Raw genomic sequence first — 25,486 nt, 5'->3', positions numbered from 1 at the left:
GAAGTTAAAACAAATTTAAAAATTAAATGGGGCCAAATATGATTATTGTTTATATTGTGCTGTTGTTAATTCTTGTATACGTAAATTATCGATTAGTGAATCGATTGCTATCTGAAAATAGAATATATGTTGTTCGTTTGATAGCAACAATTACTACTGTTATAAGCTTTATCCTTGTATACGCATTAATTCACGAACTCATGCCTTTTGTTGTGCGAGCAATGGATTTATTGTATCACCAGTAAATTTAATGAGTAGGTAAAATGAACTATTCAATCGATTCTATAATTAAAAATCAAAGTAAAGTAACCAAATATTGAAGAGGTGTACAAATGAAAATATATAGTCAAGGTGACCAAGCCATTGTAGTAGCAATTGAAAAAGAAGTATCTAAAAGTTTAACCGAAGATTTATTAACACTTCGCTCATATTTAATTGAACAAAATTATCCATTTATTATAGAAATTGTGCCATCAGAATCAGACATGATGATTGTCTACGACGCAAGGGATATGATTAAACACCATAATATACAATCACCTTTTTTATACATGAAAGCACTAATAGAATCGATTCATTTAAACATAAAACATGATTTTAACCAGCAAGATTTGATTGAAATACCAATTGTGTATGGTTCGAAATATGGTCCGGATTTAGAATCACTTTTAAAACATTACAAAATCAAGCTAGAAACATTTATTGAATTACATTCTAAGGCGCAATATTTTGTTTCGATGATGGGATATTCACCTGGGTTTCCTTATTTAACTGGATTAAATAAGAAATTGTATATTAATCACACGAGTAAACAGAAAAAATTCATTCCAGCTGGTTCTGTAGTACTTGAAGGGAAAAATGCGGTATTGTAACTACGGATACAATTAATGATTGGTTAGTTATTGGTTATACACCATTATCACTTTTTAATCCGAAAGAATCAGATTTCGCACGCTTAAAGTTAGGCGATAATATTAAATTTAGACCTATCAATGAAAATGAATTAGAAGTAGGAGCGTTTAAAGATGTCAATCATAATTGAAAAAAGTGGCTTATTCAGTAGCTTTCAGGACTTTGGTAGAAGGGGATATGAACATGATGGTGTAATTCCATGTGGTGCACTTGATACTTTAGCACATGAAATTGCTAATCGATTAGTTGCAAATGACAAGAATGAAGCAACTTTGGAAATGACTAATAAAATGGCAACGATTCGTTTTACAGAACCTACGCTGATTGCATTAGCAGGGGGTAATGTCAAAGCTTACACTGAGCAAATGACTATATCTCCATATAAATTGTATTTGTTAGATAAAGGCGATGTTTTAAAGTTTAGAGAAACAAGTTATACATCGCGAGTGTATTTAGCTGTGGGAGGTGGATTTGAATTAGATGCATGGTTAGGATCTAATTCAACCGACTTTAATGTAAAAATTGGTGGTTTTAAAGGAAGAACATTACAAGATGGCGATGAAATAAAGCTTAAGAGAGATTATACAGCTCGTCATCATAAGTTATTTGAAAACCTTGCTCACACGAAACAAACAGATTGGGGTATTGATGGGTACGCCTTGTCATTTAATTATATGTCTGATGTATTTCATGTCGTTAAAAATAAAGGTACGGAAGATTTTAAAGAAGATGCCATTCAAAGATTTGTGAAACATGATTATAAAGTAACGAGCAAAGCAAATCGCATGGGGATGATGCTTGAAGGTGAAAAAATCAAAGCTTTTTATGAAGATATGCCACCGTATCAGACTGTCAAAAAAGGAACGATACAAATTAAGCGTGATGGCACACCTATTATCTTATTAAATGATCATTACACGTTAGGTAGCTACCCGCAAATCGGTACAATCGCAAGTTATCATTTAACGAAATTAGCACAAAAACCGCAAGGATCACGTTTGAAATTTCAATTTATAGATATTTTAACGGCTGAAAAGAACCTCGTTAAGTATAGTAACTGGTTAAACCAATTATTCCATGGAATAGAATATAGAATGCAATTAGAAATGATGAAATAATATTTGGTACGTAGCTCATACTAGAGTCCGATGCAAATAATTTCCTCCTAATGTATAATGAAATAATACTGTGTTTTATCTGCGAAATGTATTATATTCTAATTCGTTTCACAGTAAAATGAAAAGATAAAGTGTGTTTTTACTTGAATTTTGACTAAAATTACTCTATATTTATTAATTGAGCTATGCTTATTATTACAATTTGATTACAAATTTTAAATTTGTTAATTGAATGATAATATTAAATAAAGAAACTTACACAAGCAAATATGAGTTGTAGCCCAAAATACTTGTTAAATCAAAGTTGAAAGCTACAAATAATGAAAATTATAAACTTGAATCTGAAAGTAATTACTATAATTATGACAATGTTAACTTTTAAACGCACTTATTAATTAACTACATAATGTTAATATCTAATTTATTCAAGTACTTTCGCAAGATTTATTATCTAAATAACGGGGGAAAGAATCATGAGTTCACAAAAAAAGAAAATTAGTCTTTTTGCGTTCTTCTTATTAACCGTAATAACGATTACCTTGAAGACGTATTTTTCTTATTATGTTGATTTTTCTTTAGGTGTTAAAGGTTTAGTACAAAACTTAATATTATTGATGAATCCTTATAGTTTAGTAGCACTGGTTTTAAGTGTGTTCCTATTCTTTAAAGGCAAAAAAGCATTTTGGTTTATGTTCATAGGCGGCTTCTTATTGACGTTCCTATTATATGCCAATGTTGTGTACTTTAGATTCTTCTCGGATTTTTTAACGTTTAGTACTTTAAACCAAGTAGGTAACGTAGAATCTATGGGTGGTGCGGTTAGTGCATCATTCAAATGGTATGACTTTGTTTATTTCATTGATACGTTAGTTTACTTATTCATTTTAATATTTAAAACAAAATGGTTAGACACAAAAGCATTTAGTAAGAAATTTGTTCCTGTCGTAATGGCGGCTTCAGTAGCATTATTCTTCTTAAACTTAGCTTTTGCTGAAACTGACAGACCAGAATTATTAACACGTACATTTGACCATAAATATTTAGTGAAATATTTAGGACCGTATAACTTTACAGTATACGATGGTGTTAAAACTATCGAAAATAATCAACAAAAAGCGTTAGCATCTGAAGATGACTTAACAAAAGTATTAAATTATACGAAACAACGTCAAACAGAGCCTAACCCAGAATATTATGGGGTAGCAAAGAAGAAAAATATTATTAAGATTCACTTAGAAAGTTTCCAAACCTTCTTAATTAATAAAAAGGTTAATGGTAAAGAAGTAACACCGTTTTTAAACAAATTATCAAGTGGGAAAGAGCAATTCACATACTTCCCTAACTTTTTCCATCAAACAGGTCAAGGTAAAACATCTGACTCTGAATTTACAATGGATAACAGTTTATACGGTTTACCGCAAGGTTCTGCCTTTTCATTAAAAGGAGATAATACGTATCAGTCATTACCAGCAATTTTAGATCAAAAGCAAGGCTACAAATCTGATGTCATGCACGGTGACTATAAAACATTCTGGAACAGAGACCAAGTATATAAACACTTTGGTATCGATAAATTCTATGATGCAACATACTATGACATGTCAGATAAAAACGTTGTAAACTTAGGCTTGAAAGACAAAATTTTCTTTAAAGATTCTGCTAATTATCAAGCTAAGATGAAATCACCATTCTATTCTCATTTAATTACATTGACTAACCACTATCCATTCACATTAGATGAAAAGGATGCAACTATTGAGAAGTCAAACACAGGTGATGCAACAGTTGATGGTTATATTCAAACAGCACGTTATTTAGACGAAGCATTAGAAGAATATATTAATGACTTGAAGAAAAAAGGATTATATGACAATTCAGTGATTATGATTTATGGTGACCACTATGGTATCTCTGAAAACCATAACAATGCCATGGAAAAACTATTAGGTGAAAAAATCACACCAGCTAAATTTACAGATTTAAACAGAACTGGTTTCTGGATTAAAATCCCTGGTAAATCTGGTGGTATCAATAATGAATATGCTGGTCAAGTCGATGTAATGCCAACAATTTTACATTTGGCTGGTATAGATACGAAGAACTATTTAATGTTCGGTACTGATTTATTCTCTAAAGGTCATAATCAAGTAGTTCCATTCAGAAATGGTGACTTTATAACAAAAGATTATAAATATGTTAATGGTAAGATTTATTCTAATAAAAATAATGAACTCATAACTACTCAACCAGCTGATTTCGAAAAGAATAAAAAGCAAGTTGAAAAGGATCTCGAAATGAGTGACAACGTGCTTAATGGTGATTTATTTAGATTCTACAAAAATCCAGACTTCAAAAAGGTAAATCCTTCGAAGTATAAATATGAAACAGGACCTAAAGCAAACTCTAAAAAATAATATTTAAACATGAACCCGGATTGATAAAATATCAATCCGGGTTTTTATTTATGTTCTTTTATATTATGTTTTACATTATATGTGTTGATAAAAAGGTATATTATAAAAATCATTAGCATAGTCATCAAAGCCTTATCAAGTTTTATTTAGAGTTGAAGCAACAATATATTAAATTATGACACTTAACAGTATCGATTTCTTTTGATTTCAAAAAGGTGTATAATGTATAGAACTGATTTAAGTACGTAGAGATTTCAACAGAAGAAGGAAGATGGGTATGGAAGCATATAAAATTGAACATTTAAATAAATCTTATGCCGATAAGATTATATTCGATAATCTAGATTTATCAATTTCAGAAGGTGAAAAAATAGGTTTAGTAGGCATAAATGGTACAGGGAAAAGTACGTTGTTAAAAGTAATTGGTGGTATTGATGATGATTTTACAGCCAATGTTATGCATCCAAATCAATATCGAATTCGTTATTCGTCTCAGAAACAGGATCTTAATGAAGATATGACTGTTTTTGATGCAGTATTAAGTTCTGATACAACAACTTTACGCATCATCAAGCAATATGAACAGGCAGTACAAGCTTATGCGGATGATCAAAGTGATAAATTGTTCAAGCGAATGATGGATGCGCAAGATGCTATGGATCAACATGATGCTTGGGACTATAACGCTGAAATTAAAACGATCCTCTCAAAACTAGGTATACATGATACTACTAAATACATTAAAGAATTATCCGGCGGACAACAAAAACGTGTTGTACTTGCTAAAACATTAATAGAACAACCAGATTTATTGTTATTAGATGAACCTACGAACCATTTAGACTTCGAATCAATCAGCTGGTTGATCAATTATGTGAAGCAATATCCTCATACAGTTTTATTCGTAACCCATGATCGATATTTTTTAAATGAAGTTTCCACTAGAATTATTGAACTAAACAGAGGTAAGTTAGCGTCATATCCTGGTAACTATGAATCTTATATTGAAATGCGCGCTGAAAGAGAACTAACACTTCAAAAGCAACAACAAAAGCAACGAGCTTTATATAAGGAAGAACTTGCTTGGATGAGGGCTGGAGCTAAGGCACGTACTACAAAGCAACAAGCTAGAATTAATCGATTTAATGACCTAGAAAATGAAGTTAACCAGCAATATAAAGACGATAAAGGTGAATTGAATCTTGCTTATTCAAGATTAGGTAAGCAAGTGTTCGAATTAGAAGACTTATCAAAGGCTATTAATGATAAAGTATTATTTGAACATCTGACGGAAATTATTCAAAAAGGTGAGCGTATTGGTGTTGTTGGGCCAAATGGAGCTGGTAAAACAACACTCTTAAATATTTTGAGTGGAGAAGACCAACAATTCGAAGGTAAATTGAAGACTGGGCAGACGGTTAAAGTAGCTTATTTTAAGCAAACAGATGAGACCCTGGATAGAGATATTCGTATGATTGATTATTTAAGAGAAGAAAGTGAGATTGCAAAAGAAAAAGATGGAACCTCGGTATCTATTACACAACTTCTTGAACGATTTTTATTTCCAAGTGCAACTCATGGTAAAAAAGTTTATAAATTATCTGGTGGAGAGCAAAAGCGTTTGTATTTATTACGTCTACTCGTACACCAGCCAAATGTTCTGTTGTTAGATGAACCGACAAATGATTTAGATACTGAGACTTTAACAATACTTGAAGATTATATTCATACTTTCGGTGGTACAGTGATTACCGTAAGCCATGATCGCTACTTCTTAAATAAAGTTGCACAGTCATATTGGTTTATTCATGATGGTCAGATGGAAAAGATTATCGGAACTTTTGAAGATTATGAAAGTTATAAAAAATCATTAGATAAAAATAAATCCACATTGAAGCAACACTCTAAATCTTCTACAACTGTACGTAAGAAAAATGGTTTATCATATAAAGAAAAATTAGAATATGAACAATTGATGAAACGCATAGAACAAGCGGAAGTAAGAATGGAAGAAATTGATGTGCTCATGATTGAGGCAAGTGCAGATTATGGGAAAATTAAAGAATTAAACGAAGAAAAAGAACAACTTGAAATTCAATATGATTTAGACATCACAAGATGGAGTGAGTTAGAAGAAATTAAAGAACAACAATAAGGGGTCAATTTATGATGCAACAAACATTATCGCATTACTTTGGGTATGAAACGTTTCGACCAGGACAAGAAGAAATTATTAGCAAAGTATTAGACCATCGTAATGTGCTTGGTGTCTTACCAACTGGTGGAGGTAAGTCTATATGCTATCAAGTACCAGGTTTATTGTTAGGTGGTACAACAATTGTAATAAGTCCACTAATATCATTAATGAAAGATCAAGTGGATCAATTAAAAGCGATGGGAATTCAAGCTGCTTTTTTAAATAGTAGTTTGACTCAAAAAGAGCAACAACGTATTGAAAAAGCATTATCAAATGGAGAAATTCAATTTTTGTATGTTGCACCAGAACGATTTGAAAACCGATATTTTTTAAATATGCTTCAGCGTATAAAGATTCATTTAGTCGCGTTTGATGAAGCGCATTGTATATCTAAATGGGGACATGATTTTAGACCGAGTTATCAAAACGTTATTTCTAAAGTATTTACGTTACCTCAAGATTTTACAATAATAGCGTTGACAGCAACTGCCACGGTTGAAGTACAGCAAGATATTAGAGAAAAGTTAAATATCGCTCAAACTGATCAAATTAAAACGAGTACTAAGCGTAGAAACTTAATTTTTAAAGTAAATCCTACTTATCAACGTCAAAAATTTATATTGGATTATATTAAAACACACGATGAAGATGCAGGCATTATTTATTGTTCTACACGTAAGCAAGTTGAAGAGCTTCAAGAAGCCTTAGAAAGCCAGAAAATTGAAAGTGTTATATATCATGCAGGTTTGAGCAATAAAGAAAGAGAAGAAGCGCAGAATGATTTCTTATTTGATCGTGTTAAAGTAGTCGTTGCTACAAATGCTTTTGGCATGGGTATTGATAAATCCAATGTACGTTTTGTTATTCATTATAATATGCCTGGAGATTTAGAATCTTATTATCAAGAAGCGGGTCGTGCAGGTCGTGATGGGTTGAAAAGTGAATGTATTTTGTTATTTAGTGAACGCGATATCAATTTACACGAGTATTTTATAACAGTCTCTCAAGCTGATGATGACTATAAAGATAAAATGGGCGAAAAGTTAACTAAAATGATTCAATATACAAAAACAAAAAAATGTTTAGAAGCAACAATTGTCCATTATTTTGAACCGAATGAAAAATTAGAAGAATGTGAACAATGTAGTAATTGTGTTCAACAAGATAAATCATATAATATGACACAAGAAGCTAAGATGATTATTAGTTGCATCGCTCGTATGAAACAACAAGAGAGTTATAGTGTTATCATTCAAGTGCTAAGAGGAGAGTCAACAGATTATATTAAGTATAAAGGTTATGATCAAATTTCAACCCATGGTTTAATGAAAGGCTACACAACATCAGAATTAAGTCACTTAATAGATGAATTAAGATTCAAAGGGTTCTTAAATGAAAATGATGAAATATTAATGTGTGATACTTCAATTAAAAAATTACTCAGTAATGAAGTAGAAGTATTCACAACACCATTTAAGCAAAAAGCGACTGAAAAAGTATTTATAAATACGGTTGAAGGGGTTGACCGAGTATTATTCAGTCAATTGGTAGAAGTTCGTAAAAAGTTAAGTGACAAATTAACGATAGCACCTGTAAGTATATTTTCTGATTACACGTTGGAGGAATTTGCTAAACGTAAGCCTGCTTCGAAACAAGATATGATTAATATTGATGGCGTAGGTAGTTATAAATTAAAACATTATTGTCCAGCATTTTTAGAAACGATTCAAAATTATAAAGCCAAAGTATAATGAAGGCACCTAGTAAACATTCCTTGTTTTACTGGGTGTTTTTTGAATTTAAAGTAAAATAACACTATTTCTTAACTTGAGATTACCTATTATTCATTATTTTGTTAAAAAAGTTCAAGGATAAATCATTTAAATTTGAAAATTGTAATAAACGTGGTTAAATAGGGAATACATACATATAATCTCGGTTTTATGCTATGAGAAAAAAAGAGGTGGCAAAGTGATTAAGTTTAAAAATGTAACTAAGCGTTATGACAAACATGTTGCTGTCGATAACATTAGTTTCGATATTAATGAGGGTGAATTCTTTGTACTAATTGGACCTTCAGGTTGTGGAAAAACTACGACATTAAAAATGATTAATCGACTCATTCACTTAAGTGAAGGTTATATTTATTTTAAAGATAAACCAATAAGTGATTATCCAGTATACGAAATGCGTTGGGATATTGGATACGTATTGCAGCAGATTGCATTATTCCCACATATGACAATCAAAGAAAATATTGCACAAGTGCCACAAATGAAAAAGTGGAAAGAAAAAGATATAGATAAAAGAGTAGATGAATTACTTGAAATGGTTGGATTAGAACCTGAAAAATATAAAAACAGAAAACCTGATGAATTGTCAGGGGGACAACGACAACGTGTAGGAGTTATACGTGCGTTAGCAGCTGATCCACCAGTTATTTTAATGGATGAACCGTTTAGTGCATTAGACCCAATCAGCCGAGAAAAACTTCAAGATGATTTAATTGAATTACAAACTAAAATTAAGAAGACAATCATATTTGTTACACATGATATTCAAGAGGCGATGAAACTTGGTGATAAGATTTGTCTTTTGAATGAAGGTCATATTGAACAAATTGACACACCAGAAGGATTTAAAAATAATCCTCAAAGTGAATTTGTTAAACAATTTATGGGTAGTCATTTAGAAGATGATGCGCCATGTGTTGAAGAGAATGCGATTATCCGTGACTTGGATATTATGAAACCAATCGATGAGGTTACATCTATGAGCGCTTATCCAATTGTTTATGACAATCAACAAATTGAAGTATTGTATCAACATTTATCAGAGAGCGAGCGTGTCATTGTCATGCAAGAAGATGGCGTAGGTCAATATGTTATTGATAGGAAAGATATCTTCAAATATTTGTCCCAGAAAAAGGAGGTAGCTCAACATGACTAACTTTTTCGACATATTGAGTGAGCGTAAGGGGCAACTATTTTCGACAATGATAGAACATATTCAAATATCATTTATCGCATTATTGATTGCAACTGCTATTGCGGTACCATTAGGTATTTTATTGACGAAGACTAAAACGATATCTGAAATCGTAATGAATATTGCGGCAATTCTTCAAACCATACCATCGTTGGCATTATTAGGTTTAATGATTCCTTTATTTGGTATCGGTCGTGTGCCAGCAATTATCGCACTTGTAGTGTATGCATTGTTACCAATTTTAAGGAATACGTATACTGGAATTAAAGAAGTTGATCCATCGCTCATTGAAGCGGCTAAAGGTATAGGTATGAAGCCATTTAGACGTTTAACTAAAGTTGAACTTCCAATAGCAATGCCTGTTATAATGGCTGGTGTAAGAACGGCTATGGTATTAATTATAGGTACAGCAACACTAGCAGCATTAATTGGTGCAGGCGGACTAGGAGATTTAATTTTATTAGGTATAGACCGTAACAATGCATCATTGATATTATTAGGTGCAATTCCAGCAGCCTTATTGGCAATTATATTTGATTTAATTTTAAGATTTATGGCTAAATTATCTTATAAAAAGTTATTGATGACGTTAGGTGTTATAGTGATGATTATTATACTGGCCATCGCTATTCCTATGTTTGCACAAAAAGGTGATAAAATTACGTTAGCTGGAAAGCTTGGCTCCGAGCCTTCGATTATTACAAATATGTATAAAATTTTAATAGAAGAAGAGACCAAAAATACTGTAGAAGTGAAAGATGGTATGGGCAAAACAGCATTTTTATTTAATGCTTTAAAATCTGACGATATAGATGGGTATTTAGAGTTTACTGGAACAGTTTTAGGTGAATTAACAAAAGAACCATTGAAGTCAAAAGAAGAGAAAAAAGTATATGATCAAGCTAAGCAAAGTCTTGAAAAGAAATATCAAATGACTATGTTAAAACCAATGAAATATAACAATACGTATGCTTTAGCTGTAAAACGTGATTTTGCTAAACAACATAATATACGTACAATTGGTGATTTAAATAAGATTAAAGATCAACTTAAACCAGGATTTACATTGGAATTTAATGATCGTCCAGATGGGTACAAAGCTGTTCAAAAGGCTTATAATTTAAATTTAGATAACATACGTACAATGGAACCTAAGTTGAGATATCAAGCGATTAATAAAGGTAATATTAATTTAATTGATGCATATTCAACTGACGCTGAATTAAAACAATATGATATGGTTGTGTTAAAAGATGATAAGCACGTATTTCCACCATATCAAGGAGCACCATTATTTAAAGAAAGCTTTTTAAAGAAACATCCAGAAATTAAGAAACCGTTAAACAAACTAGAAAACAAAATATCTGATGAAGATATGCAAATGATGAACTATAAAGTAACAGTTAAAAATGAAGACCCATATACAGTTGCGAAAGATTATTTAAAAGCAAAAGGGTTAATCAAATAACGACCAACGCCACATAAGATGAGGGGCACGCCATTATATCTTATGTGGCGTTGCTATATTTACATCTATGTTTATGTTCAATTTAAACATGCAATACTGATTAAAAAATATGACATGTTAAACACAATGTAAGCTAGTAATGTGTGAAAATAGTAGCATTGCATTTTAGAAACATAGAGCGATATAATGAATATAAGTTTTTTAAAATTTCAGTTAATTCTAAGGAGGTTGTTTTTATTATGAAAGAACAACTTAATCAACTATCAGCATATCAGCCTGGTTTATCACCAAGGGCATTGAAAGAAAAGTATGGCATTGAAGGAGATTTATATAAACTTGCATCAAATGAAAATTTGTATGGACCATCGCCTAAAGTTAAAGAAGCGATATCAGCACACTTAGATGAGTTATATTATTATCCTGAAACAGGATCACCGACATTAAAAGCGGCGATTAGTAAACATTTAAATGTAGATCAATCACGCATTTTATTTGGTGCGGGATTAGATGAAGTTATATTAATGATTTCTAGAGCAGTATTAACGCCAGGGGACACTATTGTTACAAGTGAAGCGACATTCGGTCAATATTATCACAATGCGATTGTTGAATCAGCTAATGTGATACAGGTACCTTTAAAAGATGGTGGCTTCGACTTAGATGGCATTTTAAAAGAAGTTAATGATGACACGTCATTGGTATGGTTATGTAATCCAAATAATCCTACAGGTACGTATTTTAATCATGAGAGCTTAGATTCGTTTTTATCTCAAGTACCATCACATGTTCCGGTACTCATAGATGAAGCTTATTTTGAATTTGTGACAGCAGAGGACTACCCGGATACACTTGCTTTGCAACAAAAATATGACAATGCATTCTTATTACGTACATTTTCAAAGGCGTATGGATTAGCGGGTTTACGTGTAGGATATGTGGTAGCAAGCGAACATGCGATTGAAAAATGGAACATCATTAGACCACCATTTAATGTGACACGTATATCTGAATACGCAGCAGTTGCAGCACTTGAAGATCAACAATATTTAAAAGAGGTAACACATAAAAATAGTGTTGAACGTGAAAGATTTTATCAATTACCTCAAAGTGAGCATTTCTTACCAAGTCAAACGAATTTTATATTTGTAAAAACAAAGCGGGTAAATGAACTTTATGAAGCACTTTTAAATGTAGGGTGTATTACGCGACCATTTCCAACTGGTGTTAGAATTACAATTGGTTTTAAAGAACAAAATGGTAAAATGTTAGAAGTTTTATCAAACTTTAAATACGAATAGTAAGTGGGCACCACATGGTATGAATATGTGACAAAATGCAGTGTGAATGATGAGGTGAGAGTATTCAGTGTAAAAAGCAACAATAGATGATATTGTTTTGTATCAATTGCTTTTTTGCTATACTGAATCAATACTGATATTTTGAGGAGAAGATTAAAATGACCCGTAAATCAATCGCGATTGATATGGATGAAGTATTGGCAGATACATTAGGAGAAATCATTGATGCTGTCAATTTTAGAGCGGATTTAGGTATTAAAATGGAAGCTTTGAATGGTCAAAAACTTAAACATGTTATTCCTGAACATGATGGATTAATTACAGAAGTATTAAGAGAACCAGGCTTCTTCAGACACCTTAAAGTGATGCCGCATGCACAAGAAGTTGTAAAAAAATTAACTGAACATTATGATGTATATATTGCTACAGCAGCAATGGATGTACCAACATCATTCAGTGATAAATATGAATGGTTACTAGAGTTCTTTCCATTCTTAGATCCACAGCATTTTGTTTTTTGTGGTAGAAAAAACATCGTTAAAGCTGATTATTTAATAGATGACAATCCTAGACAGCTTGAAATTTTTACTGGTACACCGATTATGTTTACAGCAGTGCATAATATTAATGATGATCGATTTGAACGCGTAAATAGCTGGAAAGATGTAGAACAGTATTTTTTAGATAATATTGAGAAATAAAAATATGTCACTCGAAGCCTTTCATGTAGCAAATAAAATGCATATACTGGGGCCCCAACAAAGAGAATTTCGAAAAGAAATTCTACAAACAATGCAAGTTGGGGCGGGGCCCCAACATAAAGAAATACTTTTTCTTTAGAAATTAGTATTTCTTATGCATGAGTGTAACTCATGCAATCCTATTTTTAAGTACACATTAGCTGTGACTAATGATAAAGAATCGCTACATAATCAACCATTAGTCGTTCTTTATCATTTCCATCCCACTCTCAATAAATGTTAGTCTATCTCATTATTATAAATCGGATGAATGTGTTAATCTATGGCAGATTACACTTCATCCGATTTTTTATAGAATTTGAAAAAGGCACATAAACCACTATGATTTAAAATACAACATCAATCATTTTAGTGGCATGCGCCAAAATTATATGTCTGTTTTTGAAACAGGGTAATAGCTTAAAGCTAATACCAACAAATATTACGTACGTTGAATCTTATGATTACACTTTAAACCTAATATAATATCGCGTTAATATCATTCCGGATGCTTACAAATCATTGACAGTAAGCAACTGAATGGCATTTGGTATAACCTCAATATCAATAGGTGTTTCTAATGAAATTTCGCCATCAATATCAACTTTCATTGTTGGATCTGTTGTAAGTGAAATCTTTTTACCAGGTATATGCTCAATACCTTGAGTAATTTCATTCCAATTCATACTATCACGCTTTTTAAAAATATCATTTAAAATACTGAAACTTTGTTCATTAAAAATGAAAGTGTTCAGTTCACCATCTTGAGGAGACAAATCAGTCAATGGTATTCGACTACCACCAATGAATGGACCATTTGCTGATAGTATCATGGTCGTTTCGCCAGAATATGTCTTATCATCAATTGATAATTGATAATTAAATTGTGTTGGATTTAGCAGTGTTTTGACAGTTGATCCAATATAACTCAATTTACCAAATATATCTTTTGAACCATCTTGTACGTTTTCAGCGTTTTGAACAATTAGACCTAAGCCAACAAAGTTGAGTGCATATTGATTATTTATTTTAATTACATCGTATGTACCAACTTGTGCAGAAATCATTTGTTCACTAGCTTGTTTATGATTAGGTGCTATATTTAGCGTTTTTGTAAAATCATTAAAAGTACCGCCTGGTAAAATGCCAATAGGGAGTTGAAGGTCGTGTGTCATAACACCATTTATAAGTTCGTTAACCGTGCCATCACCGCCAAGAATAAATAATATATCTACATCTTTTGCATAATCTTTAGCTTTAATTTCTTGGCAATATTTAATTATGTCACCTTCGTTTTCACTCAATTGAATAGAAAGATGCTTACAAATTGAACTTAATGCCGTTGTAACTTCCCCGATACCTTGATTAATATTTTTTAATCCACTGTGTTCATGGTAAAAGAGGACACCATGTGTATATTTATTTTCCATAGTTTAGCCTACTTTCTAAAAATTGGTTCATTAAATATATATACCCACTTTTAATTGTTAATACCAAAAATATGTTTTTAAATAGAGAAAATGGTAATAACTGAAATTGATGTCTATAGAGTGGGACGAGAAAATATAGTTATAGTTGTCTATAACGAGCATATTAAGTTTTTATTTATACTGATATCTTGAATTTAATTATTAGAAACCAATAAAAAAACAGTAAGCCATTTAAATGACTTACTGTTTTTTGAATTAGGCCAACAATATTAACGAATACCTTTCATTGCTTTAATAATTAAAGGTGAGAATGCTAATACAATTGTTGTAACAATAATTGCAACAACACCTAAGAAGATAAAGTAATTTGTTTGACCTAGTGGTTCTATTAACTTAACTAATGTACCATTGATTGCTTGTGCAGAAGCGTTAGTTAAGTACCAAATACTCATCATTTGGGCATTAAATGCTTTAGGTGCTAACTTAACAGCAGCACTATTACCCGTTGGTGATAAGCAAAGTTCACCGATAACACAGATAATGTACGATAAAATAACCCAGTTAACTGAGAAGTTTGATGAACCTGATGCATAACCTACAATACCAATTAGTATGTATGACGCACCTGCTAAGAACGTACCAATTGCAAATTTCACTGGCAGGCTAGGTTGTTTAGTTCCAAGCTTTTGCCATAAAAGTGAAATAATTGGAGCTAATAATAAAATAAATAATGGGTTAATTGATTGGAAAATCGCTTCACCAAAGTTTGTTTTCCAACCAAATAAGTTTAATTTCATATCTGAATGTTCAATTCCATAAATGTTCAATACATTAGACCCTTGTTCTTGAATAGCCCAGAACACCATTCCAAGAATAAATAATGGAATAAATGCTTTAACACGAGAACGTTCAGTATCAGTGACATCTTTACTTCTAATAATTAAAGTGAAGTAAATGATTGGTAATGCAATACCTAATACTAAAACAGTATTACTAACTAAGTTAAATGATAATGAGTTAGTTAATGCACCAATAACGATAATTAATACAATTGCTAAGATAACACTTCCGATAATAAGACCATACTTTTTCTTTTCAGCTGGTGTCAATGGGTTAGTAGGTTTCATACCAACGCTACCTAAGTTTTTGCGGTTGAAAAGTACATACCATACTAAACCTAATGCCATACCAACAGCTGCAATCAAGAATCCACCGTGGAAGTTTTTAACATTAACAAAGTGTTGCAAAATAATAGGTGATAATAATGCACCCATATTAACTGACATATAGAAAATAACAAAACCTGCATCCATACGTCTATCATTTTCAGGATATAAACGGCCAACGATATTTGAAATGTTTGGCTTCATTAAACCTGAACCAATAATGATGAAGAACATTGATGTGAATAAGCCGATTAATGCAAATGGTAAGCTTAAACAAATATGTCCGATAATAATAAAGACTGCACCTAATAAAGTAGCGCCTCTAGTACCTGTAATTCTGTCAGCAATCCATCCGCCTGGTATTGATGTCATATAGATTAATGAACCATAAACTGACATAATTGACATAGCTGTTGTTTTATCAATTCCAAGGCCATTATCTGTTACGGCAAAGTACATGTAGAAAATGAGTAGGGCACGCATGCCATAATAACTAAACCTTTCCCAGAACTCTACAAAGAAGAGTACGCCTAGCCCTCGAGGATGCCCGAAAAATCCTGTTTGAGGTATGTCTTGAATTTGATTTCCATGGGAGTTTTGTTGTGTCATTTATACATCCCATCCTTTCTTCCCCTAATACAATAGTTTAAGTAAATTTGATTGTGCCTTATCAACTAAATATTTCACAAATCACAAAAAAATAAAAATATTGAGAATATTCTGTTATTAAGCGCGCACAATTAATTAGAGATAATATAAAAATATACTTATTGACGTTAAAGTGCAATAGGTTTCTATAAAAATGTTGTTTAATTCGTGTACTAATATTCTTTTGGTGTACTTTGGTATAAAATGTTATTTTAATGTAACCTATTATGTATGCTAAATGAAAAACACACCAATAAGTTAGGAAAATCAACTTATTGGTGTGTTTATTAAATGATACATTTAACGATTATCTATTTTTTCGGGATATAAATCATGATTCATTAAACGATGTTCAGCCATTTGTTCGTATTTAGAATTTGGTCGTCCATAGTTTGTATAAGGGTCAATAGAAATTCCACCACGTGGTGTGAACTTGCCCCAAACTTCAATATAATGTGGATCCATAAGCTCTATCAAGTCATTCATAATTATATTCATACAATCTTCATGGAAATCACCGTGATTTCTGAAACTAAATAAGTAAAGTTTCAACGATTTTGATTCAACCATTTTAACATTTGGAATATAAGAAATATAGATAGTTGCAAAATCTGGTTGCCCAGTAATCGGACATAATGATGTGAATTCTGGACAGTTGAATTTTACGAAATAGTCACGACCTTGATGCTTATTATCAAACGATTCTAATACATCAGGACGATAGTCAAAATTGTACGTATTGTCTTGATTTCCTAATAAAGTTATATCTTGTAATTCATCTTGTTGACGGCCATGTGCCATAAAAAGCGCTCCTTTAAATTTATTTTTTTATTACTTTGGCGTCTCGGCGTGCTTTTTCAAACATGTAATAACTTGCACCGATAATAACGACGTAACCTAATGTTGCATAGAAATCTGGAGATTCTCCAAATAGAATAAATCCAAGTATTGCTGTGAAAATTATAGATGCATATGTGAAAATAGAAATATCTTTCGCAGCAGCAAAACTATATGCCAATGTAACGCCAATTTGACCTACAGCTGCAGCTAAACCAGCACCTAATAGATAAAGCACTTGCGTTTGACTCATTGGTTCATAGGTATATGCAGTGAAAGGTATTAAAACGATGACAGAAAATAAGGAGAAGTAAAATACTATAGTATATGGTGCTTCTCTAGTACTAAGTGCGCGTACACACGTATATGCCGATGCAGCAAAAATACCTGAAAATAGTCCAGCTAGTGATGGAATCATAGATGATGAAAATTCAGGTTTCACTATTAAAAGCATACCTAAAATAGCAATTATCATTGCTGTTATTTGATATTTCCTTACCTTTTCATGTAAGAAAACAATACTTAATAAAATCGTCCAGAAAGGATTGAGTTTCATTAGTGAATCAGCATCGCTAAGTACCATATGGTCAATGGCGTAAATATTTAATAATACACCTATGAGTCCAAGTGTTGATCGTGTTAATAATAATGGTTGGCTTGAGAGTTTACCAAACATTGGTTGATGATATTTATATATAAAAAATAATGGAATAAACATTGCTACTAAGTTTCGTGCTAATGATTTTTGAAAAACAGGAAGATCACCTGCAAGTCTGAAAAACACTGACATAAAACTGAAACCAATAGCCGAAATTAAAATGGCAATGATACCTTTTACTTTAGGATTCAATTTTATCGCCTCTTTTATATAAAATTAACGTATTTATATTAGCATAAAACAACATGTTGTGCATAAATAGTTGAAATTTACTATAAAAAGACTATAATAGACTTTATCGAACAAGTGTTCTGTGTTTATTTGTCGGAATAATAGGGCATTACACTTTTATGAATGTTTGTGTTATTACATAAAACAAATATCAATTCAGTATCAAGCTAATAAGCTTTTTCTTGATTTCTGTTGATACAATTGAGATTGACACAGATTTTAAAAAATCAAGTGATATCTACTGAAAAAATTTTTTTAATTTGTTCAAGTTTTTCTAATTAAGTATTGGTGCCTAGTTGGAACGTTTTACGAACATTCGATTAGAAAATGACACTTTAAATCATAGTGTGTCTTATGTATAATGAAACACATAATATAGTGTTGGTTAAACGAAAAAGACACAATATCTTGTGTTTTGTATGCAAATGCTTTATTTATGAAGAAATTACATTTAAAAGTAATTTAACACAGAAATTTAATAGTTATTATCAATGAATAGTCATATTTTTTAGAAAATGTACTGAGCAAATGGAAGGTATCTAATGATCTAAACACTACATATAGTGATTTTTATACATTCAACCCATATAAGCTACTATTTTCTCAAATATAAATCTATGCAATTGGTTTACATTTGAGAAAATAAGTAGCTTCATTATAGTTAATACAATGCTGAGATAACCATAGTAGCGACGTTGTTAAAGCATTTTTTAATTGTAATGACTACTTAATTTAAAAGGGTTGAAGAAAGAAGGTGATCCAATGAAAATAATATATTTTTCATTTACTGGAAATGTCCGTCGTTTCATTAAGAGAACAGAACTTGAAAATACGCTTGAGATTACAGCAGAAAATTGTATGGAACCAGTTCATGAACCGTTTATTATCGTTACTGGCACTATTGGATTTGGAGAAGTACCAGAACCCGTTCAATCTTTTTTAGAAGTTAATCATCAATACATCAGAGGTGTGGCAGCTAGCGGTAATCGAAATTGGGGACTAAATTTCGCAAAAGCGGGTCGCACGATATCAGAAGAGTATAATGTCCCTTTATTAATGAAGTTTGAGTTACATGGAAAAAACAAAGACGTTATTGAATTTAAGAACAAGGTGGGTAATTTTAATGAAAACCATGGAAGAGAAAAAGTACAATCATATTGAATTAAATAATGAGGTCACTAAACGAAGAGAAGATGGATTCTTTAGTTTAGAAAAAGACCAAGAAGCTTTAGTAGCTTATTTAGAAGAAGTAAAAGATAAAACAATCTTCTTCGACACTGAAATCGAGCGTTTACGTTATTTAGTAGACAACGATTTTTATTTCAATGTGTTTGATATTTATAGTGAAGCGGATCTAATTGAAATCACTGATTATGCAAAATCAATCCCGTTTAATTTTGCAAGTTATATGTCAGCTAGTAAGTTTTTCAAAGATTACGCTTTGAAAACAAATGATAAAAGTCAATATTTAGAAGACTATAATCAACACGTTGCAATTGTTGCTTTATACCTAGCAAATGGTAATAAAGCACAAGCTAAACAATTTATTTCTGCTATGGTTGAACAAAGATATCAACCAGCGACACCAACATTTTTAAACGCCGGCCGTGCGCGTCGTGGTGAGCTAGTGTCATGTTTCTTATTAGAAGTGGATGACAGCTTAAATTCAATTAACTTTATTGATTCAACTGCAAAACAATTAAGTAAAATTGGTGGCGGCGTAGCAATTAACTTATCTAAATTGCGTGCACGTGGTGAAGCGATTAAAGGAATTAAAGGCGTAGCGAAAGGTGTTTTACCTATTGCTAAGTCACTTGAAGGTGGCTTTAGCTATGCAGATCAACTAGGTCAACGCCCTGGTGCTGGTGCTGTGTACTTAAATATCTTCCATTATGATGTAGAAGAATTTTTAGATACTAAAAAAGTAAATGCGGATGAAGATTTACGTTTATCTACAATATCAACTGGTTTAATTGTTCCATCTAAATTCTTCGATTTAGCTAAAGAAGGTAAAGACTTTTATATGTTTGCACCTCATACAGTTAAAGAAGAATACGGTGTTACATTAGACGATATTGATTTAGAAAAATATTATGATGATATGGTTGCAAATCCAAATGTTGAGAAAAAGAAAAAGAATGCACGTGAAATGTTGAATTTAATTGCGCAAACACAATTACAATCAGGCTATCCATATTTAATGTTTAAAGATAATGCTAATAGAGTTCATCCGAATTCAAATATTGGACAAATTAAGATGAGTAACTTATGTACTGAAATTTTCCAATTACAAGAAACTTCAATTATTAACGACTATGGTATTGAAGACGAAATTAAACGTGATATTTCTTGTAACTTAGGTTCATTAAACATTGTAAATGTAATGGAAAGCGGAAAATTCAGAGATTCAGTTCACTCTGGTATGGACGCATTAACTGTTGTAAGTGATGTAGCAAATATTCAAAATGCTCCAGGAGTTAGAAAAGCTAATAGTGAATTACATTCAGTTGGTCTTGGTGTGATGAATTTACATGGTTACTTAGCAAAAAATAAAATTGGTTATGAGTCAGAAGAAGCAAAAGATTTTGCAAATATCTTCTTTATGATGATGAATTTCTACTCAATCGAACGTTCAATGGAAATCGCTAAAGAACGTGGTATCAAATATCAAGACTTTGAAAAGTCTGATTATGCTAATGGCAAATATTTCGAGTTCTATACAACTCAAGAATTTGAACCTCAATTCGAAAAAGTACGTGAATTATTTGACGGTATGGCTATTCCTACTTCTGAGGATTGGAAGAAACTACAACAAGATGTTGAACAATATGGTTTATATCATGCATATAGATTAGCTATTGCTCCAACACAAAGTATTTCTTATGTTCAAAATGCTACAAGTTCTGTAATGCCAATAGTAGATCAAATTGAACGTCGTACTTATGGTAATGCGGAAACATTTTACCCTATGCCATTCTTATCGCCTCAAACAATGTGGTACTACAAATCTGCATTCAATACTGATCAGATGAAATTAATCGATTTAATTGCGACAATTCAAACGCATATTGACCAAGGTATCTCAACGATACTTTATGTTAATTCTGAAATTTCTACACGTGAGTTAGCAAGATTATATGTATATGCGCACTATAAAGGATTAAAATCACTTTACTATACTAGAAATAAATTATTAAGTGTAGAAGAATGTACAAGTTGTTCTATCTAATAAGTAAACGTAAAAAATGACAAACAACTAATCATCTCGTTTAAAATAACAGATGATTAGTCTGCCATGTCTATATTTGTCAATTATTGAGAGTAACATTACAGGAGGAAATTATATTCATGATAGCTGTTAATTGGAACACACAAGAAGATATGACGAATATGTTTTGGAGACAAAATATATCTCAAATGTGGGTTGAAACAGAATTTAAAGTATCAAAAGACATTGCAAGTTGGAAGACTTTGTCAGAAGCTGAACAAGACACATTTAAAAAAGCATTAGCTGGTTTAACAGGCTTAGATACACATCAAGCAGATGATGGTATGCCTTTAGTCATGCTACATACGACTGACTTAAGAAAAAAAGCAGTTTATTCATTTATGGCGATGATGGAGCAAATACACGCGAAAAGTTATTCGCATATTTTCACAACGCTATTACCATCTAGTGAAACAAACTATTTATTAGATGAATGGGTTTTAGAAGAGCCACATTTAAAATATAAATCAGATAAAATTGTTGCTAATTACCACAAACTTTGGGGTAAAGAAGCTTCCATATATGACCAATATATGGCCAGAGTTACGAGTGTATTTTTAGAAACATTCTTATTCTTCTCTGGTTTCTATTATCCGCTATATTTAGCTGGTCAAGGAAAAATGACGACATCAGGCGAAATCATTCGTAAAATTCTTTTAGATGAATCTATTCATGGTGTGTTTACTGGTTTAGATGCGCAGCATTTACGAAATGAACTATCTGAAAGCGAGAAGCAAAAAGCTGACCAAGAAATGTATAAATTGCTAAATGACTTGTATTTAAATGAAGAGTCATACACAAAAATGTTATACGATGATCTTGGAATCACTGAAGATGTGTTAAACTATGTTAAATATAATGGAAATAAAGCACTTTCAAATTTAGGTTTTGAACCTTATTTTGAGGAACGTGAATTTAACCCAATTATTGAGAATGCCTTAGATACAACAACTAAAAACCATGACTTCTTCTCTGTAAAAGGTGATGGTTATGTATTAGCATTAAATGTAGAAGCATTACAAGATGATGACTTTGTATTTGACAACAAATAATAATTAAAATTAAAAAGACCTTCACATGAAAGGATAATAGCGATTCGTTTCGTCTTGACTCCTACATGTTGAAGGTCTTTTTTCTATAACTTAAAAACGTATGCACATTTTGAAAAAGTAAAAATGGCATTTAATGATGCCAATGAGGCTAGAAAGTATACAAGATACTGCATTACAAAAGGGTGTGCTATTTTACTATATACATCTAAATTACACATTTACAAAAAATGATTTCTATTTTAATTGCAAATATCAATAAAATTGACAATAAATTATTTGAAAGGCTATTGAAATGAGTGACAAAAAACGATACCATTAATGAGAAATGTTATCAATGATAATAATTATCATTAAATTAAAGGGAGAAAATTTTGTAATGAAGTATTTATTAAAGGGAAAAATTTTGCTTCTATTACTTATATTGCTAACAATTATTTCGTTGTTTATAGGTGTCAGTGAACTGTCTATTAAAGATATCTTTCATTTGTCAGACTCACAGCAAAATATATTGTTCTCAAGCCGAATACCGAGAACGATGAGTATTTTAATTGCTGGAAGTTCATTAGCTTTAGCTGGCCTAATCATGCAACAAATGATGCAAAATAAGTTTGTTAGTCCAACTACAGCTGGGACGATGGAGTGGGCAAAATTAGGAATCTTAATTGCCCTATTATTCTTTCCAACTGGTCATATTTTATTAAAACTAGTATTTGCTGTTATTTGCAGCATCAGCGGAACATTTTTATTTGTTAAAATTATTGATTTTATCAAAGTGAAAGATGTCATCTTTGTACCACTATTAGGGATTATGATGGGTGGCATTGTCGCTAGTTTTACAACGTTTATCTCATTACGTACAAACGCAGTTCAAAGCATTGGTAACTGGCTTAACGGGAACTTTGCCATTATCACAAGTGGACGTTATGAAATCTTGTATTTAAGTATTCCTCTTTTAGCATTGACATATCTTTTTGCAAATCATTTCACAATTGTAGGTATGGGTAAAGACTTTACCAATAATTTAGGTTTGAGTTATGAAAAATTAATCAATATTGCTCTATTTATTACTGCCACAATTACGGCATTAGTCGTTGTGACAGTTGGAACTTTACCCTTCTTAGGTTTAGTTATTCCAAATATTATTTCGATTTATAGAGGCGATCATTTAAAAAATGCAATTCCTCATACGATGATGTTAGGTGCCATCTTTGTATTGTTTTCTGATATAGTTGGCAGAATTGTAGTTTATCCATATGAAATTAATATTGGTTTAACAATAGGTGTATTTGGAACAATCATTTTCCTTATCTTACTTATGAAAGGTAGGAAAAATTATGCGCAACAATAATAAAAAAATAATGCTTTTAATTGCAGTCACGTTCTTAATTAGTATGCTGTACTTATTTGTTGGTATTGATTTTGATATATTTGAATATCAATTTTCAAGTCGTTTAAGAAAGTTCATATTAATTATTTTAGTAGGTGCTGCCATTGCAACATCCGTTGTTATTTTCCAAGCGATTACAAATAATCGTTTATTGACACCATCAATAATGGGATTAGATGCAGTTTATTTATTTATCAAAGTATTGCCCGTCTTTTTATTTGGAATTCAATCGGTATGGGTTACTAATGTATATTTGAACTTTATATTAACACTTATAACGATGGTGTTATTCGCACTAATCCTATTCCAAGGTATCTTTAAAATTGGACATTTTTCAATTTACTTTATCTTACTTATAGGTGTCCTTTTAGGAACATTTTTTAGAAGTATTACAGGTTTTATTCAATTGATTATGGATCCTGAGTCATTTTTAGCAATACAAAGTAGTATGTTTGCTAATTTTAATGCTTCTAATTCGAATTTAGTTACTTTTTCAGCAGTATTATTAGTAATCATATTAGTCATTACAATTTTTCTATTGCCATATTTAGATGTATTGCTTTTAGGTCGTGCTGAAGCAATTAATCTGGGGATATCGTATGAAAAATTAACGCGGATTCTACTTGTAATAGTTTCTGTCTTAGTCTCTGTGTCAACTGCATTAGTAGGACCAATTACATTTTTAGGCTTATTGACTGTAAATCTAGCGCATGAACTAATGAAGACGTATGAACATAAATATATATTAATCGCGACAATTTGCTTGAGTTGGATTAGTTTATTTAGTGCGCAATGGGTAGTTGAAAATGTGTTTGAGGCTACGACAGAAATGAGTATACTTATTGATTTAATTGGTGGAAGTTATTTCATTTATCTATTAGTTAGAAGGAGAAATGCGCAATGATTCAAGTTGGGAATTTAACTAAAACTATAAATAATCAAATGATATTGGACGATATTAGCATAGAAATTGAAAAAGGTAAGTTGACTTCTTTAATTGGACCTAATGGAGCAGGGAAGAGTACGTTACTTTCAGCGATATGTCGCTTAATTCGGTTTGATGAAGGGGAAGTAAAAATAGATGGACAGCTTATGTCTGATTATAAAAACAATGATTTGTCGAAAAAGATATCGATTTTAAAGCAAACGAACCATACAGAAATGAACATTACTGTAGAACAATTAGTTAATTTCGGACGATTTCCATATTCTAAAGGACGTTTAACGAAAGAAGACCATGAAATTGTTAATGATGCTTTAGATTTGTTGCAATTACAAGATATTAGAAAGCGTAATATAAAATCATTGTCTGGTGGACAACGTCAACGTGCCTATATAGCGATGACCATTGCACAAGATACTGAATATATTCTTTTAGATGAACCGTTAAATAATTTAGATATGAAGCATGCTGTTCAAATTATGCAAACGTTAAAAATGTTAGCGCATAAAATGAATAAAGCGATTGTCATTGTGTTACATGATATTAACTTTGCGTCCTGTTATTCAGATCAGATTGTAGCAATGAAAAACGGACAACTAGTTAAATCAGATTTGAAAGATAATGTCATTCAAAGTAGTGTTTTAAGTGATTTATATGACATGGATATTCAAATTGAACATATAAGAAATCAAAGGATTTGTTTATATTTTAAGGATTGATAATTTGGAGAC

The 25,486-nt window shown here is 31.4% G+C and carries 21 protein-coding genes and 1 pseudogene; 17 read left to right on the top strand and 5 right to left on the bottom strand.

Going from position 1 to position 25,486, the window contains the following annotated elements; translation table 11 throughout:
* Nucleotides 1-38 precede the first annotated feature (38 nt).
* The 10 genes and pseudogenes from NST10_RS06305 (at nucleotide 39) to NST10_RS06260 (ending at nucleotide 13,096) form a co-directional block, all read left to right on the top strand.
* Nucleotides 39-245, top strand: coding sequence for a hypothetical protein (locus NST10_RS06305; RefSeq protein ID WP_001793677.1), 207 nt, complete (start codon nucleotides 39-41; stop codon nucleotides 243-245).
* Nucleotides 246-332: 87 nt separating this feature from the next.
* Nucleotides 333-1,042 (top strand): annotated as a pseudogene (locus NST10_RS06300) (allophanate hydrolase subunit 1).
* A complete protein-coding gene (locus NST10_RS06295; RefSeq protein ID WP_000022329.1) occupies nucleotides 1,026-2,030 on the top strand; it encodes a biotin-dependent carboxyltransferase family protein in 1,005 nt (334 codons plus the stop codon). Before NST10_RS06300 ends, NST10_RS06295 begins: the two are co-directional and overlap by 17 nt.
* A gap of 473 nt (nucleotides 2,031-2,503) precedes the next feature.
* Nucleotides 2,504-4,444: a polyglycerol-phosphate lipoteichoic acid synthase LtaS gene (gene ltaS / locus NST10_RS06290; RefSeq protein ID WP_000098285.1), complete on the top strand. Its 1,941-nt coding sequence runs from the start codon at nucleotides 2,504-2,506 to the stop codon at nucleotides 4,442-4,444.
* A 271-nt stretch (nucleotides 4,445-4,715) separates the two neighbouring features.
* A complete protein-coding gene (locus NST10_RS06285) occupies nucleotides 4,716-6,599 on the top strand; it encodes an ABC-F family ATP-binding cassette domain-containing protein (protein WP_000525101.1) in 1,884 nt (627 codons plus the stop codon).
* A gap of 11 nt (nucleotides 6,600-6,610) precedes the next feature.
* Nucleotides 6,611-8,392, top strand: a complete 1,782-nt coding sequence (gene recQ / locus NST10_RS06280; RefSeq protein WP_000983677.1) for a DNA helicase RecQ — start codon at nucleotides 6,611-6,613, stop codon at nucleotides 8,390-8,392.
* A gap of 220 nt (nucleotides 8,393-8,612) precedes the next feature.
* Entirely contained in the window at nucleotides 8,613-9,590 is a 978-nt protein-coding gene (locus NST10_RS06275; protein ID WP_000589241.1) for an ABC transporter ATP-binding protein, read from the top strand.
* Nucleotides 9,583-11,097, top strand: a complete 1,515-nt coding sequence (locus NST10_RS06270) for an ABC transporter permease/substrate-binding protein (RefSeq protein ID WP_000180987.1) — start codon at nucleotides 9,583-9,585, stop codon at nucleotides 11,095-11,097. The genes NST10_RS06275 and NST10_RS06270 overlap by 8 nt, the downstream gene beginning before the upstream one ends.
* A gap of 239 nt (nucleotides 11,098-11,336) precedes the next feature.
* Nucleotides 11,337-12,395: a histidinol-phosphate transaminase gene (gene hisC / locus NST10_RS06265; RefSeq protein WP_000663016.1), complete on the top strand. Its 1,059-nt coding sequence runs from the start codon at nucleotides 11,337-11,339 to the stop codon at nucleotides 12,393-12,395.
* 158 nt (nucleotides 12,396-12,553) lie between these two features.
* On the top strand, nucleotides 12,554-13,096 hold the full coding sequence (locus NST10_RS06260) for a 5'-3'-deoxyribonucleotidase (RefSeq protein ID WP_000197262.1): 543 nt from the start codon (nucleotides 12,554-12,556) through the stop codon (nucleotides 13,094-13,096).
* Nucleotides 13,097-13,647: 551 nt separating this feature from the next.
* On the opposite strand, the gene NST10_RS06255 is transcribed toward NST10_RS06260, so the two are convergent.
* Nucleotides 13,648-14,565, bottom strand: coding sequence for a diacylglycerol kinase family protein (locus NST10_RS06255; RefSeq protein WP_000429002.1), 918 nt, complete (start codon nucleotides 14,563-14,565; stop codon nucleotides 13,648-13,650).
* 90 nt (nucleotides 14,566-14,655) lie between these two features.
* On the opposite strand from NST10_RS06255, the gene NST10_RS06250 reads away from it, so the two are divergent.
* Nucleotides 14,656-14,757 carry a hypothetical protein gene (locus tag NST10_RS06250; protein ID WP_031788440.1) on the top strand — a complete coding sequence of 34 codons (102 nt, stop codon included), beginning with the start codon at nucleotides 14,656-14,658 and terminating at the stop codon, nucleotides 14,755-14,757.
* A gap of 77 nt (nucleotides 14,758-14,834) precedes the next feature.
* Here NST10_RS06250 and NST10_RS06245 read toward each other — a convergent pair whose 3' ends face one another.
* From NST10_RS06245 to NST10_RS06230, 4 genes are all read right to left on the bottom strand, one after another.
* Nucleotides 14,835-16,340 carry a peptide MFS transporter gene (locus NST10_RS06245; protein WP_000193750.1) on the bottom strand — a complete coding sequence of 502 codons (1,506 nt, stop codon included), beginning with the start codon at nucleotides 16,338-16,340 and terminating at the stop codon, nucleotides 14,835-14,837.
* 61 nt (nucleotides 16,341-16,401) lie between these two features.
* Nucleotides 16,402-16,650: a hypothetical protein gene (locus NST10_RS06240; protein ID WP_001791367.1), complete on the bottom strand. Its 249-nt coding sequence runs from the start codon at nucleotides 16,648-16,650 to the stop codon at nucleotides 16,402-16,404.
* Nucleotides 16,651-16,679: 29 nt separating this feature from the next.
* Nucleotides 16,680-17,180 carry a preQ(1) synthase gene (gene queF / locus NST10_RS06235; RefSeq protein ID WP_000930016.1) on the bottom strand — a complete coding sequence of 167 codons (501 nt, stop codon included), beginning with the start codon at nucleotides 17,178-17,180 and terminating at the stop codon, nucleotides 16,680-16,682.
* A gap of 19 nt (nucleotides 17,181-17,199) precedes the next feature.
* Entirely contained in the window at nucleotides 17,200-18,066 is an 867-nt protein-coding gene (locus NST10_RS06230) for a DMT family transporter (RefSeq protein ID WP_001068491.1), read from the bottom strand.
* Nucleotides 18,067-18,867: 801 nt separating this feature from the next.
* Between NST10_RS06230 and nrdI the strand changes: the two genes are divergently transcribed.
* The 6 genes from nrdI (at nucleotide 18,868) to NST10_RS06200 (ending at nucleotide 25,474) form a co-directional block, all read left to right on the top strand.
* A complete protein-coding gene (gene nrdI, locus NST10_RS06225) occupies nucleotides 18,868-19,266 on the top strand; it encodes a class Ib ribonucleoside-diphosphate reductase assembly flavoprotein NrdI (RefSeq protein WP_000692521.1) in 399 nt (132 codons plus the stop codon).
* Nucleotides 19,229-21,334 (top strand): class 1b ribonucleoside-diphosphate reductase subunit alpha, encoded by a 2,106-nt coding sequence (gene nrdE / locus NST10_RS06220; RefSeq protein WP_000855505.1) that lies wholly within the window; start codon nucleotides 19,229-19,231, stop codon nucleotides 21,332-21,334. The genes nrdI and nrdE overlap by 38 nt, the downstream gene beginning before the upstream one ends.
* 119 nt (nucleotides 21,335-21,453) lie before the next feature.
* Complete coding sequence (nrdF, locus tag NST10_RS06215) at nucleotides 21,454-22,425, top strand: class 1b ribonucleoside-diphosphate reductase subunit beta (RefSeq protein WP_000562498.1); 972 nt, start codon at nucleotides 21,454-21,456, stop codon at nucleotides 22,423-22,425.
* Nucleotides 22,426-22,801: 376 nt separating this feature from the next.
* Nucleotides 22,802-23,773 carry an ABC transporter permease gene (locus NST10_RS06210; RefSeq protein WP_000876311.1) on the top strand — a complete coding sequence of 324 codons (972 nt, stop codon included), beginning with the start codon at nucleotides 22,802-22,804 and terminating at the stop codon, nucleotides 23,771-23,773.
* The gene (locus tag NST10_RS06205) at nucleotides 23,760-24,716 is read left to right on the top strand and encodes an iron chelate uptake ABC transporter family permease subunit (RefSeq protein WP_001245566.1); all 957 of its coding nucleotides are present in this window, start codon (nucleotides 23,760-23,762) and stop codon (nucleotides 24,714-24,716) included. The genes NST10_RS06210 and NST10_RS06205 overlap by 14 nt, the downstream gene beginning before the upstream one ends.
* The gene (locus NST10_RS06200; protein ID WP_000616865.1) at nucleotides 24,713-25,474 is read left to right on the top strand and encodes an ABC transporter ATP-binding protein; all 762 of its coding nucleotides are present in this window, start codon (nucleotides 24,713-24,715) and stop codon (nucleotides 25,472-25,474) included. Before NST10_RS06205 ends, NST10_RS06200 begins: the two co-directional genes overlap by 4 nt.
* Nucleotides 25,475-25,486: the final 12 nt, after the last annotated feature.

The organism is Staphylococcus sp. FSL W8-0305 (genome assembly GCF_037966415.1).
Classification (GTDB): Bacteria; Bacillota; Bacilli; order Staphylococcales; family Staphylococcaceae; genus Staphylococcus; species Staphylococcus aureus.
The sequence above is the reverse complement of the archived record's forward strand: the minus strand, read 5'-3'. Positions and strand labels throughout refer to the sequence as shown.